Genomic DNA, 13705 nt, shown 5'->3' on the forward strand with positions numbered 1-13705 from the left:
GATGCGGCCTCCTCAATGCTTGGCCGGAAGGGACACGGCATCCCCGATCTTGGTTCCCAGAAGCAGCGCGGACAAGACAACCTCGCCTGGCTTCACTCCCTTGACCGCCACGAGTTTGTCCATTTCCGACTGCAGCACGATCGTCACGGGCCGTTTGGTCAGCTTGCCGTTCTCCACCACTTCCACCCAGCTTGCGCTGCCTGGGTCCTGAATGGCCGTCATCGGCAAGGCGATCTGATCGCGCACTTCGCGCAGCACAATCTTGCCCTTGGCGAACTGCCCGACTTTCAGACGACCGTCACGGTTGTCGACGCGCACATAAATGGCGAAATTGCGGGTTCCGCTAACCGCCACGGGATTGATGCGTTCGAGCTCCCCGGCGAATTCGCCGGCAAGGCCCTCGACAGTGAAACCGGCTTTCATGCCGGTATGCAGCGAGGGAATGAGCCGCGCGGGCACCGTCGCCGTCACTTCCAGAAAATTCAAATCGACAATGCTGAACAGTTGGGCATTCGCCGTGATCTGTTCGCCGGGGTTGATCTTGCGCTCGGCCATCACACCGTCGATCGGCGCCTTGACCACCGTGTCGGCCAACAGCTTGCGCGCGCGCGCGAGGCCCGCCTCCTGCGCCCTGAACTCCCCGGCCCTCACGTTGTATTCGCTCTCCAGTTCGTCGAAAGCCAGCTTGGAGATGAACCCTTTTTGCAGCAGTTCGCGCTGCTTTTCCAGTTTGACGCGCGCCAGCTTCAATCGGGACTGGGTATTGGCCACCTGCGCCTCCTGCTCGGCGACATTCTGGCGCAAGGTTTCATTGTCCAGCACGGCGAGCACCTGTCCGCGCCGGACCTTTTCGCCTTCACGAACGCGTACATCGAGCACCTTGCCTTCGACCGCGGCGGACACCAGACTTTTGCTCAGTGCGGACAGGGAGCCGGTGAAGGGCAGGCTGTCCTGCACCAGGCCGACCTTGGCCGTCAGAAAATCGGTGCGGGCAAGTTCCCGCACCACGGTTTTCTTGTTGACTTTTCCATCGGTCTTCTGGCCATCGCCTTTGCTGCAACCGGCAAGGGACGCGGCCAGAATGACCGAGAGAAGCATTGCGGTTCTTGCTTTTCTCATATCTCTCGACAATCAATTTCGTTGTGATGTCCCGGGTTTTGTTCCGCGCGGCAGCAGCAGCCACAAGGATCCCGATTGTTTCATTCTTCCCGCCTGCATTCCGGCTTCGGTTCCGAACCCCCAGAAAAAGTCAGCCCTGGCAGGGCCTTTGATGGCATTGCCGGTATCCTGCGCGTGGACAAGGCGGATCAGGGGACGTGATGTTTGCGGCCAGGTAGTGGCCAAGTATACAGGTGTTCCCAATGGAATATAGCGTGGGTCTATTGCTATGCTGTAACCATTTGTAAGCGGAACGCCCAAGGCGCCGACCGGCCCTTCCCCGCTATCTGGCAGAAGTTTGAAGAACACATAGCGCGGGTTGACATTGAACAGCGCTTCGCGGCGCGACGGATTCGCCTTCACCCAGGCCTGAATGCCCTGCATCGAGGCATCGGACAGCCGCATGTCGCCCCGGTCGGCCAGATGGCGGCCGATCGACTGGTAGGGATACCCGTTGTGATCGGCAAAGCCGACGCGCAAAAAGCGCCCGTCGTCGAGCTGGATGCGGCCTGCGCCCTGCACCTGCAAAAAGAACAGCTCGACCGGATCCTCGACCCAGGCGAGCACCGGGGCGCTGTCCAGTCCTTTGCCGCGCGCGAGATCGGCGCGCGAATAATAGGGCAGGAAATGGTTTTCCTCGAGGCGCCCCTTGAGCGTTGCCCGATTGTCTCCGGGGAAGTCCGCCAGACGCACATCGTACTCGCCCACCCGCGGGGAGGAGACGCCGGGCACGACAGCCAGACGGCTGGCCGACACCCTGCGCGCAACCAACTGGGCTTTGCCGCGCAAGGACGCGGGAACATCCAGCGTCACCAAGTCCCGCGGCGCGCCGTAGACCGGCCATGGCGTTCTTTCCGAACGGGTCAGGCTACCGTTGAGCAGGGGTTCATAGTAACCGGTGACCAGGCCGGTATCGCTTCGTCCGTCACCCGCCTTCCACGCAAGAAAATAATCCTCGAAGAAGCGCCGGATCGCGTCATCGCCGGCGCCATTCAACCGCGAGGCGGCATGGCAAGGCGCACTCCATTCGGGACGACGGGCCACCGCCTTGCAGGTATTGAGCAGCGCGGGCAAGGAATCGGAGACATTTTGTCCGGCCCAGTCAGGCAGATCGGAAACACGCGTTCCCTGACTGGAGACCGGCGATACGGCCGGCCCGCCAGGAGGCGTGGTGGAACATGCCGCAAGCAGCAGCACAAGAAGCAGGGAAACACGGTTAAGCATGACGGTCCGACTCGATCGAATAATGACGGCAAGGCCAAAATTCTACGCCATCGGACGCGCCGGCGGGACGGGATTTATTTTGCGCACGACCCGTTGTCGTCAGCGAGCCGATAACCCACGCCCGTTTCCGTCAGGATGAATTCCGGCATCGCCGGGGATTCCTCCAGTTTCTGACGCAGATGCCCCATGTAGACCCGCAAATAGGGGTGGCTCTCGGAAAACGACGGCCCCCACACCGCGCGCAGCAGCTCCCGGTGAGTCAATACCCTGCCGGCATTCTGGATCAGCGTGGCCAGCAGGCGGTATTCGATCGGCGTCAAGTGCACAGGCTCCCCTCCCCGGGTCACCTGGCGGGACACGAGATCGACGCTCACGGTGCCGAAGCGGAACACCTGCGCCGGCGCGGCGCTGCCCCGAACATGACGGCGCAGCAAAACACGGATGCGGGCCATGCACTCGGCTACGCCAAACGGCTTGGTCAGGTAGTCTTCCGCCCCGGCGTCCAGCGCCGCCACTTTCGCCGCTTCCTGGCTGCGCGCCGAGAGAACAAGGATGGGCACCTGGCTCCATTGTCGCAGGCGGCGGATCACATCCACGCCATCCATGTCCGGCAAGCCCAGGTCAAGAATCACAAGATCCGGCTTGCGCGTCTCCACCTCGATCATGCCCTGCCGTCCGGTTTCGGCCTCGAACACCGCGAGCCCCTCGCTCTCCAGCGTGGTCGCCATAAACTGGCGGATCGGTTTTTCATCCTCGATCAGGACAACCCTGACGCGTGTTTCATTCGGCATGCGTCCTTACTCCGGAACTACCGGAGGCTGTCCCACCGGCAGGGAAAATGTGACGGTCGCTCCCTGCGGAGCGGTATTTTCGGCCTTGATCGTCCCGCCATGGGCTTCGACGATTCCCCGACAAATGGCGAGTCCGAGCCCGACGCCGGGCACGGAGGTCTCCATCGCGCCACGGGTGAATTTGTCGAACATGCTATTGCCAAGATGTGTCGGCCAACCCGGCCCGTTATCGGATACCGACACCTTCACCTCATCTCCTTCCCTGCGCACCGACAGCCGGATATCGGTGCCCGGACTCGCATACTTGCACGCATTGTCCAGCAGATTGACCAGCACGCGCTCGAGCAGCACTTCATCGAAGTCGAGCAGCGGCAAATCCGCCGGCAGATCCAGTTTGAGCGGATGCGCGGCGATGCGCGGCCCCATCGAGCGCACCGCGCTGCCGATGACATCGTCCAGATACTGCCATTCCTTATTGGGTTTGACTCCGGACTGCAGCCGCGCCATGTCGAGAAGATTGGTCACCAGCCGGTTCATGCGCTGCGCCTCGTCATTGATCGATGCGGCGATCCGCTTGCGCCTGTCCGGCGCCAGCTCATCCCCTTCGAGCAGGGAGGCCAGGCCGACCAGCGTGGTCAGCGGTGTTCGCAGATCATGCGACACGGTTGCCAGCACACTATTGCGCAAGCGTTCCGACTCCATGGCCACGATGGCATCCTGGGCCACCTCAACGTAATGGACGCGCTCCAGCGCCAGCGCGATCTGCGCGGCGCAGGTTTCCAGTAAACGCAATTCATCGGGAAGCAGACCGCGGCTGCCTTCCGGCAGCAGGATGGCCAACACACCGCGGACACGCATCGGCGCTTTGAGCGGAACATATAACGCGGTCGTCGACGGCAGGGTGTTGGTGCCCCGGCCGGCCGGCTGCTGATTGTCGTAGACCCACTGGGCGACTCCCGGATCCCCACCCGAATCCGGGTCGGTTTTTTTCAGGCGGTCTTCGCCGTCGGGAACGAAGAATACCGGCCGCACATTGAAGAGCCCTCCGACATGACGTTCCGCGGTATCCACGATCTGCGCGCCGGTCAGCGCTCCCGCGAGTTCCCGGCCAAGGTCGTACAGCACCCGGGTGCGCCGTTCGCGAAACGTCGCCGCGCGCGCTTCGAAGCGCTGCCTGGCGGTTTGCTGGCTGATGATCAGCGACACCGCAAGCATCACCAGAAAGGTCAACAGGTACTGGGTGTCCGACACGCTGAACGACATGCGAGGCGGCACAAAGAAAAAGTCGAACATGGCGACCGACAGGAAGGATGCCAGCACGCCGGAAACACGGCCGTAGCGGCTCGCCACCATCACCACCACCAGGAGGTAGACCATGATGACATTCGCCAGTTCGAAGTGGCGGATCAACAGGGCCGACAGGGCGGTCGTCAGCCCGGACGCGATCACCGCCGCGGCCACCCCCTGCTTGCGCCGCAGATCGGATACGTCGTCGAACAGCAGACTGCGGACCTTGCCCACCGGGCTGACCGGATCCTCCCCCTCGTCCATGTCGTGAGCGACCACATACACATCCACATCCTCGGCCATCCGCGACAGATGATCGACCAGGGACGGTCTGAGGCGAGACATCAGGGCGCTTTTCCTGTGACGCGCCACCACCAGCTTGGACACGTTGCGGCTGCGCGCGTAAGCCAGCAGCGCTCCGGCCAGATCCGACCCGGCGAGTACCGAGGTCTCCGCCCCCAGGTCCTGGGCGAGCCGGAGCACTTTCAGCAAGCGCTGCCGGTCGTTTTCACCCAGCGACGCGCCGGGGGTTTCCACGTGGACAACCAGCCAATCGGCGTCAAGATTCGCCGCCAGACGCTTTGCCGCCCGCACCAGCCGCTCGCCTCCCGGCCGGTTGCCGACGCAGACCAGCAAGCGCTCGCGCGCCTGCCAGACCGGCTGGATCGACTGGTTGGCCCGGTAGGCGCGCATCTGCGCGTCGACCCGGTCGGCGGTCCTGCGCAAAGCCAGTTCGCGCAACGCCAGCAGATTGCCCTTGCGGAAAAAATGCCGGATGGCCCGCTCGGCCTGACGCGGCAAATAGACTTTGCCGGCGTTGAGCCGTCCGATCAGTTCATCCGGCGGCAAGTCGACCAAAGAGACATCGTCGGCCGTATCGAACACCTGATCCGGCAGGGTTTCCCTGACCACGATCCCGGTGATGCGGCCAACAATATCGTTCAGGCTTTCCAGATGCTGGACATTCAGGGTCGTGTACACATCGATCCCGGCGGCAAGCAACTCCTCGACATCCTGCCAGCGCTTGGGATGGCGCGAGCCGGGCGCATTGGAGTGCGCGAACTCGTCCACCAGGATCAATTGCGGATGGCACGCCAGCGCCGAGTCCAGATCGAACTCGGCAAGCTGCCGGCCCTTGTACGCCAGCTCGCGCGAAGGCAGGACGTCCAGCCCCTCGAGCATGGCCGCCGTTTCGCTGCGGCCATGGGTCTCCACCACGCCGACCAGCACCTGGATCCCCTCTTTCTGGCGCGCCTTGGCGGCGGCCAGCATGGCGTAGGTCTTGCCGACCCCGGCGCAGGCTCCGAAGAAAATCTTCAGGCGCCCGCGCCGCGCGGCGGCCTCTTCGCGGCGAAGCTCATCGAGTAAATCGTCAGGATCGGGGCGCGGGTCAATCATGGTTCGGTCAGTCTGCCTTCAGTTGGTCAAGAGCCAGATTGAGCTTCAGCACATTGACGCGGGGTTGCCCCATGACACCGAACTGATGCCCCATCGTATTGGCATCAACAATATGTTTGACTCTCTCGATAGGAATATTACGCACTTTGGCGATGCGCGGCACCTGATAAAGCGCGGCCGCCGGCGTGATCTCCGGATCCAGACCACTGGCGGAGGCCTGCACAAGATCGGCCGGCACGGGACCATCGGGCACCGGACCGGCGGCCTTCAGCGCGGCGATGCGCGCCTTGACGGCTTCCACCGCCGCCGGATTGGTCGGTCCAAGGTTACTGCCGCCCGAATTGGCGCCATTGTTCGGCATCGGCGCGGTGGCCGACGGACGGCCCCAGAAATAGTTCGGGCCGCTGAAATTCTGGCCGATCAGCTCCGAACCGACGATCCGGCCCCCCTTGACGATCAGACTGCCATTGGCCTTGTCCGGAAACAGCGCTTGGGACACACCGGTCATGGCCAGCGGATACGCCAGCCCCGTCACGACGGCCAAGAGGCCGAACACGGTAATCACGGGACGAAGTTGTTTCATGAGATTTTCCTTTACACCAGGCCCAGGGCGACCAGCACCATATCGATCAGCTTGATGCCCGCGAAGGGGACGATGATCCCGCCAAGGCCGTAAACCAGAAGATTGTTGCGCAACAGGACCGCCGCGCTGCGGGCACGGTAGTTGACCCCGCGCAGCGCCAGCGGGATCAGGAACACGATCACCAGCGCATTGAAAATCACGGCGGACAAAATGGCCGACGACGGGCTGAACAACCCCATCACGTTCAGTGCGTTCAACTGCGGATAGGTGGTCGCGAACGCCGCCGGAATAATGGCGAAGTACTTGGCCACATCGTTGGCCACCGAGAAGGTGGTCAGCGAACCGCGCGTCATCAGCATTTGCTTGCCGATCTCGACGATTTCGATGAGTTTGGTCGGATTGGAGTCCAGATCCACCATATTGCCCGCCTCCTTGGCGGCCTGTGTGCCGGTGTTCATCGCCACGGCGACGTCGGCCTGGGCAAGGGCGGGCGCATCGTTGGTACCGTCGCCGGTCATGGCCACAAGCTTGCCCTCCGCCTGGTGGCGGCGGATCAGTTCGAGCTTGTTTTCCGGGGTGGCTTCCGCAAGGAAATCGTCCACCCCGGCCTCGGCCGCGATGGCGGCGGCGGTCAACGGGTTATCGCCGGTGATCATGACGGTCTTGATGCCCATCTGGCGCAGTTCGGCGAAACGCTCCTTGATACCGCCCTTGACGATATCCTTCAGCTCGATCACCCCCATCACGGTCTTGCCATCGGCCACCAACAAGGGCGTGCTGCCGCGGCGCGCCACATCGTGCGCGCAGCGCTCGACCTCGGCGGGGAATACCCCGCCCTGGCCTTCCACATGGCGGCGGATCGCATCGATCGCCCCCTTGCGGATGCAACGGCCATCGTAATCGATACCGCTCATGCGGGTCTGCGCGGTGAACGGCACAAAATGCGCCTCATGGGATTGCAGTCCGCGCTGGCGCAGGCTGAATTTCTCCTTGGCGAGCACCACAATGCTGCGGCCTTCCGGCGTTTCGTCGGCCAGCGACGCCAGTTGCGCGGCATCGGCCAGCGCCGCCTCGCTCACACCGGGCGCCGGCAGGAATTGCGAAGCCTGGCGGTTGCCCAGCGTAATCGTGCCGGTCTTGTCCAGGAGGAGAACGTCCACGTCCCCCGCCGCCTCGACGGCGCGGCCGGAGGTGGCGATGACGTTGGCGCCCATCATGCGGCTCATGCCGGCCACGCCGATCGCCGAGAGCAAAGCGCCGATCGTGGTCGGAATCAGGCACACCAGCAAGGCGATCAGCGCGGTGATGGTGATCGGTTTGCCGGCACCGGCAACGAAAACGCCGAATTGCGAGAACGGCAGCAAGGTCACGGTCACCACCATGAACACGATGGTCAGGGCCACCAGCAGAATGGTCAGCGCGATCTCGTTCGGGGTTTTCTGGCGGCGCGCCCCTTCGACCATGGCGATCATGCGGTCAAGGAAGGTTTCGCCGGGATTGACGCCGATACGCACGACGATCCAGTCGGAAAGCACGCGCGTGCCGCCCGTCACCGAAGAAAAGTCGCCACCCGCCTCGCGGATCACCGGCGCGGACTCGCCGGTGATCGCCGACTCGTCGACCGACGCCACGCCTTCGATGACTTCGCCATCGACCGGAATGACATCGCCGGCCTCGACCAGCACCACGTCACCCTTGGCGAGGCTCGTTCCGTCGACAATGGTTATGCCGGCGCCATGGCGCGGAGCAGAGAGCTTCTTGGCGACCACATTCTGTTTGGCGCTGCGCAGGCTCGCCGCCTGAGCCTTGCTGCGGCCTTCGGCCAGCGCCTCGGCGAAGTTGGCGAACAGTACCGTGAACCACAACCACAACGCCACCGACAAAATGAAACCGAACGGCGCCTCGCCGTGTCCCTGCGAAGCGGGGATCAGCAACAGGGTGGTCAGGATGCTGCCGATATACACGACAAACATCACCGGATTGCGCCACTGCACGCGCGGCGACATTTTTTTGACGGCATCGACCAGGGCCGGCTTGAGCAAGGCCGGGTCGATCAGGGAATGCAAAGCAGTTTGGGATTTCATCACACTTTCTCCTGGCTATCGGGCGGTCAGCGCAGCATCTGCAGATGCTCGACCACGGGGCCGAGTGCCAGAGCGGGCACATAGTTCAGGGCGCCAACGAGCAACACCACGCCGAGCAGCAGGATCACGAACAGCGCGCCATGGGTCGGAAGGGTACCGGTCGTCACCGCAAGACGCTTCTTGCCGGCCAGAGAGCCGGCGATGGCCAGAACGGGAACAATCATCAGGAAACGGCCGAACCACATGGCCGTGCCGGTGGCGATGTTGTAGAACAGCGAGTTGACCGACAGGCCGGCGAACGCGCTGCCGTTGTTGTTGGCGGCCGACGTGAAGGCGTAAAGGATTTCGGAGAATCCGTGGGCGCCCGGGTTCGCCACGCCGGACTGGCCCGCGGGCGTCAGAACGGCTATCGAGGTCAACACCAGCACCAGCACCGGCGTCACCAGAATGGCCAATGCCGTCATTTTCATTTCGAAGATCTCGATCTTCTTGCCAAGGTATTCCGGTGTGCGCCCAACCATCAGGCCGGCCAGGAACACCGCCAGCAAGGCGAAAATCAGCATGCCGTAGAGCCCAGAGCCCACGCCGCCGAACACCACTTCGCCCAATTGCATCAGGAAGGTCGGAACGAAGCCGCCCAGCGGGGTCAGCGAGTCATGCATGGCATCGACCGCTCCGCAGGAGGCCGAGGTGGTCACCGCGACAAACAGCATGGTGTCGTTGATGCCGAAGCGCGTCTCCTTGCCTTCCATATTGCCGCCATCGGCGAGCACCCCGTGCGACTGGCTGACACCCAGCGAACCGATCGCGGGCACGCCGCGCTGTTCGGCCCAAGTGCCGAGCCAGACCATCGCGACGAACAGGATGGTCATCACGGAAAACAGCGCGATGCCCTGGCGCTTGTCGCCGACCATCGCGCCAAACGCGAACACCAGCCCGGCGGGCACCAGGAAAATCGCCAGCACCTGCAAAAAGTTGGTGAACGGAGTGGGGTTTTCGAACGGATGCGCGGAGTTGGCGTTGAAAAAGCCGCCGCCATTGGTGCCAAGCAGCTTGATGGCCTCTTGCGAAGCGACCGGCCCCATGGCGAGAGTCTGCTTGTTCGTCGTGACGGTTTCCATCACCGGCTTGCCATCCTTCGTCACCGCGCCGCCGTTCGCGTCAACCTTGGGCTGCTGGTAGCTCACGGTCTCGAGCGTGGTGGCCTGCTTGTAGGGCGACAGGTTCTGGATCATGCCTTCGCTGACGAAAACCAGGCCGAACGCGATGGCCAACGGCAGCAGCACGTGCAAGGTGGCACGCACCACGTCGACCCAGAAATTACCGATGGCCTTGCTCGAATGACGGGCGAAGCCGCGGATCAGCGCGACAGCCACGGCGATGCCGGTGGCGGCCGAGACGAAGTTTTGCACCGTCAGCCCCAGCATCTGCACCAGGTAACCCATGGTGCTCTCGCCGCCATAGGCCTGCCAGTTGGTATTGGTGACGAAGGAAATCGCGGTATTGAACGCCAGATCCGGCGCAACGGCCCCCATGTGCTCGGGATTGAACGGCAACAGCCCTTGCGCGCGCTGCAGCAGAAAGAGGAACACGAAACCGGCGATATTGAACAACATCAGCGATACGGCGTAGGAACGCCAACCGGTCTCTTCGGTCGGGTCAATGCCGGCGACTTTGTAAATGGCGCGCTCCAGAGGGGCGAACAGTCTGGCGGCGCCGACATTCTTGCCGGAGAAAATCCGGCTCATATAGATACCCAGCGGGTAGGACAGCACCACCAGCACGCCCAGATAGAGCGCGAGGAGGGACACAGCATCGGTATTCATCTCAGAATTGCTCCGGTTTCAACAGGGCATAGATCAGGTACACCAGCAACGACACGGCGGCGACGCCGGACAGCAGATAGAACAAGCTCATTCTCCACCTCCCAGCCGAACACAGCCTTTGATGGCCAGCAACGGCAGCAGGGAAAACAGAGCGATCAACGCGATAAACAGCGCATCCATACGATCTCTCCAGACTAGGGATTCACACAGCCTGAACCTTACGCCGCCCGGCATAAAAATGACGTAAAAAAACCCACCTGCACCATGGCAGGCGGGTTTGCATCCGAATGAAAGAGAAGTCAGGCGAGCGACTGGTTGCGATGTTTCAGGCAGTCGGCCAAAAGAGAGAACTCCGTCCGCAGGCGCTCGCACAGGGCGCCAACCTCACCAAGCCGCCCCTCTTTCGCGGCATCCTGGATGTCTTGCGACAACTGCGCGGCAGGGCGGGCGCCGAAGGTCTGGAACAGCCCCTTGAGGCTGTGCGCTTCGCGGGTCAGCGTCCCCAGATCGCCGTTCTTCAGCGCTTCGGACATTCGCTGCAGTTGCAAGGGCGCATGTTCAAGAAAATGCTCCGCGATCAGGCCGACGATCTCCTGATCGGATGCCCCGAGAGCCGCCGCGTAGTCGAACCGGCTGCCGGTCAGCGCCGCGCCGGGTATCGACTCCAGCAGCCGGCGCAAGTCGCCGGCCTTGATCGGCTTGGCGATGTATTCGTCCATGCCTTCGGCCAGGCATCGCTCGCGATCCCCTTCCATGGCATTGGCCGTCATCGCGATGATGGGGATATGCCCGCCCCTGCCGCGCTCCTCTTCGCGCAACTGATGCGTTGCCTCCACTCCTCCCATCACCGGCATCTGCACATCCATCAGGATCACGTCGAAAGTTTCCGCGCGCCACAAGCGCAGCGCCTCTTCGCCGTTCGTCGCCAGACTGACCCGGTGCCCCCACTTCTCCAGAAGGCTCAGCGCCAGACGCTGGTTGACGTAATTGTCTTCGGCCAGCAGCACATTCAGCGACACTCCGCCATGGTGAGAGGCCACCGGGGACAGAACAGGCGCATCGCTCTGCGCGACGGGACGCACCGGCAAACTGACGGTGAATGTGCTGCCCTTCCCCTCTTCGCTGTCCAGCGCGATAGCGCCGCCCATCATGCGGACCAGATGCTGGGTGATGGATAATCCGAGACCGGTTCCGCCAAAGCGCCGGGTGGTCGACGAGTCGGCTTGGGTGAACGCCTCGAAAATCTGGGCCACCTTGGCCTTGGGGATGCCGATTCCGGTGTCCTTCACTTCGAAGTGCACCCACGGCCCGTCTTCCCGGGCGACCGGATAGACCCGGATGGCAACACCGCCCCTGTGGGTGAATTTGACGGCATTGCCCAGCAGATTGATGACAATCTGCCGCCAGCGTCCCGGATCGCCGATAAGCCGTGCAGGGCAGGACGGATCGATGTCCAGCGTCAGCCCCAGCCCGGCCTCCCTGGCATTGAGCGACAACAACTGGACCGCCGAGGTGAACACTTCCCTCAAATCGAACTCGATGCTCTCGATGGTGAGTTTGCCCGCTTCGATCTTGGAGAAATCGAGAATGTCGTTGATCACCTGCAAGAGCGCATCGGACGAAGCCTTGACGATCTCGAGCCATTCGGTCTGCTGATCGTCCAGTGGAGTTTCAAGGACGAGTTCGGTCATTCCGATGATGCCATTGAGCGGCGTGCGGATTTCGTGGCTCATATTGGCCAGAAATTCGCTCTTGGAGCGGCTGGCCGCCTCCGCCGCCTCCTTGGCCCGGATGCTGTCCCGTTCCGCCTGCTTGCGGCCGGTAATGTCCACCAGCGTCGACACCAGTCCGGTTACCGTCCCGTCGCGCTTGACCAGCGGGGCCTTGCTGATCAGCGTATCGATCACCGCGCCGTTTTTCAGCACCAGCGGAGACTCGTAGGTCTGGGGCTGCAGGGTTTCGTAGAGCAGGGAATCGATCCTGCCATGCTCGGTGGCGGCCTCCTCGCCGAACATTTCTTCGGCGGTCCGGCCGATCCAGTCTTCGGCCGGACTCTGGAACATCTCGGTGAACGCCTTGTTGACGCGGATGTAGCGACCGTCGGCGTCCTTCAGGTATACCGCCATCGGAATCAGTTCGAACAGGGTATCGACGAAATCGAGGTTCTCTTTCAATTGCATCACCGCCTCGCGGCGCTCGGTGACGTCCATCATGGTCCCTGTCGCCCCGATGATCACGCCGTTCTCATCGCGGTCCAGCCGCGCCAGCAGCTCCACGAACCGGTAGTCGCCGGCGTGCGTCCTCACCATCCCTTCGAACATGGTGCCGCCCTCCGCGGCCGGCTCGTGTTCGAGCAGATGGATCAATTGCCCTTCGATGACGTGCTCGACATACAGGTAATCGCTCTGGCTCTGTCCGAGCGTGGCCTTGACCGCATGACCGGTGATCGCTTCCCAGGCCGGGTTGAGAAACACCCAGCGTCCGGCCGCATCGATCTGGAAAATGACCGCCTGCACGCTGTTGACCACGGAGCGGTATTGGCGCTCGCGAGCCGCGACCCGTTCGGCCATTTCCTTGCGTTCCGTGATATCGGTGCGAATGGCGATGTACTGGTAGGGTTTGCCGTCCGCATCAAGAAAAGGCACGATCGTCGCATCGACCCAATACAAGTGCCCCTGCTTGGCGCGGTTGCAGATTTCTCCGCGCCACACGCGGCCGGAGATGATGGTCGACCACAGATCCGAGAAAAAAGCCGTCGAATGGCAGTGCGAATTGATCAGCCGGTGTGACTGCCCGATCAGCTCCTCGCGGGAATACCCGCTGATCTGGCAAAAACGGTCGTTGACGTACCAGATCTTGCCTTCGGTATCGGTCATGCTGACGATGGCGTGCTGATCCAGGGCGAAACGCTGATTGCCCAGTTCGATCCGGTCGATTTCCTGCTGGTGAACCAGATCGCGCAGCAACAGGGCCACGGTCTCCAGTTCATCGTCCTTGTTCAATCCTTCCAGCGGCATATGGTTTTTGAGCATTCCGCTGGCCAGTTGCCGCAACGAATCGATGGCGCGATTGCGGCTATCCAGTTCCTGCCTGAGCTTGTCGTTGAGTTCGCCCAGTTCCTGCGAGCTAAGTTCGAGACTGCGCGAACGCAAGGCCAGATCGCGCTCGAACTGCTCGTAGCAGTTGCCGATCCGCTCAAGGAATTCGGGCATGGACTCCAGAAGTCTGCGCATCGGCGCCGAGACCGCGTCGCCTTCGCCGAGCCGCCGCGCCTCGGCGCAGAGTGCCTCGATCTCTGCCGCATCGGCGCAGCCCCACAATCGGCGCAATTGCCGGATCAGTACCGGATGCATA

Annotated in this window: 9 protein-coding genes; all 9 read right to left on the reverse strand. The window is 62.5% G+C overall.

The genetic code is table 11. The features are described 5' to 3' along the window. Window positions 1-12: 12 nt before the first annotated feature. The gene (locus JNO50_RS16355) at window positions 13-1098 is read right to left on the reverse strand and encodes an efflux RND transporter periplasmic adaptor subunit (RefSeq protein ID WP_189531412.1); all 1086 of its coding nucleotides are present in this window, start codon (window positions 1096-1098) and stop codon (window positions 13-15) included. Window positions 1099-1131: 33 nt separating this feature from the next. Next, window positions 1132-2382 (reverse strand): murein transglycosylase A, encoded by a 1251-nt coding sequence (gene mltA, locus JNO50_RS16360; RefSeq protein ID WP_189531414.1) that lies wholly within the window; start codon window positions 2380-2382, stop codon window positions 1132-1134. A gap of 74 nt (window positions 2383-2456) precedes the next feature. After that, window positions 2457-3173 carry a two-component system response regulator KdpE gene (kdpE, locus tag JNO50_RS16365; protein ID WP_189531416.1) on the reverse strand — a complete coding sequence of 239 codons (717 nt, stop codon included), beginning with the start codon at window positions 3171-3173 and terminating at the stop codon, window positions 2457-2459. A 6-nt stretch (window positions 3174-3179) separates the two neighbouring features. Next, a complete protein-coding gene (locus JNO50_RS16370; RefSeq protein ID WP_189531418.1) occupies window positions 3180-5858 on the reverse strand; it encodes a sensor histidine kinase in 2679 nt (892 codons plus the stop codon). Between the two features lie 7 nt (window positions 5859-5865). Further along, window positions 5866-6441: a potassium-transporting ATPase subunit KdpC gene (kdpC, locus tag JNO50_RS16375; RefSeq protein ID WP_189531420.1), complete on the reverse strand. Its 576-nt coding sequence runs from the start codon at window positions 6439-6441 to the stop codon at window positions 5866-5868. An 11-nt stretch (window positions 6442-6452) separates the two neighbouring features. Then, complete coding sequence (kdpB, locus tag JNO50_RS16380) at window positions 6453-8525, reverse strand: potassium-transporting ATPase subunit KdpB (protein ID WP_189531422.1); 2073 nt, start codon at window positions 8523-8525, stop codon at window positions 6453-6455. A 26-nt stretch (window positions 8526-8551) separates the two neighbouring features. Next, on the reverse strand, window positions 8552-10351 hold the full coding sequence (kdpA, locus tag JNO50_RS16385) for a potassium-transporting ATPase subunit KdpA (RefSeq protein ID WP_189531424.1): 1800 nt from the start codon (window positions 10349-10351) through the stop codon (window positions 8552-8554). A gap of 1 nt (window position 10352) precedes the next feature. After that, entirely contained in the window at window positions 10353-10442 is a 90-nt protein-coding gene (gene kdpF / locus JNO50_RS16390; RefSeq protein WP_189531426.1) for a K(+)-transporting ATPase subunit F, read from the reverse strand. Between the two features lie 208 nt (window positions 10443-10650). Then, entirely contained in the window at window positions 10651-13704 is a 3054-nt protein-coding gene (locus JNO50_RS16395) for a PAS domain S-box protein (protein ID WP_215796410.1), read from the reverse strand. Window position 13705 lies beyond the last annotated feature (1 nt).

This window comes from Paludibacterium paludis, from assembly GCF_018802605.1.
Classification (GTDB): Bacteria; Pseudomonadota; Gammaproteobacteria; order Burkholderiales; family Chromobacteriaceae; genus Paludibacterium; species Paludibacterium paludis.

What these genes read in the sequence shown, in the direction of transcription:
- JNO50_RS16355 (WP_189531412.1), bottom strand. Translation starts at nt 1,098, where the DNA reads ATGCTTCTCTCGGTCATTCTGGCCGCGTCCCTTGCCGGTTGCAGCAAA.
- mltA (WP_189531414.1), bottom strand. Translation starts at nt 2,382, where the DNA reads ATGCTTAACCGTGTTTCCCTGCTTCTTGTGCTGCTGCTTGCGGCATGT.
- kdpE (WP_189531416.1), bottom strand. Translation starts at nt 3,173, where the DNA reads ATGCCGAATGAAACACGCGTCAGGGTTGTCCTGATCGAGGATGAAAAA.
- JNO50_RS16370 (WP_189531418.1), bottom strand. Translation starts at nt 5,858, where the DNA reads ATGATTGACCCGCGCCCCGATCCTGACGATTTACTCGATGAGCTTCGC.
- kdpC (WP_189531420.1), bottom strand. Translation starts at nt 6,441, where the DNA reads ATGAAACAACTTCGTCCCGTGATTACCGTGTTCGGCCTCTTGGCCGTC.
- kdpB (WP_189531422.1), bottom strand. Translation starts at nt 8,525, where the DNA reads ATGAAATCCCAAACTGCTTTGCATTCCCTGATCGACCCGGCCTTGCTC.
- kdpA (WP_189531424.1), bottom strand. Translation starts at nt 10,351, where the DNA reads ATGAATACCGATGCTGTGTCCCTCCTCGCGCTCTATCTGGGCGTGCTG.
- kdpF (WP_189531426.1), bottom strand. Translation starts at nt 10,442, where the DNA reads ATGAGCTTGTTCTATCTGCTGTCCGGCGTCGCCGCCGTGTCGTTGCTG.
- JNO50_RS16395 (WP_215796410.1), bottom strand. Translation starts at nt 13,704, where the DNA reads ATGCATCCGGTACTGATCCGGCAATTGCGCCGATTGTGGGGCTGCGCC.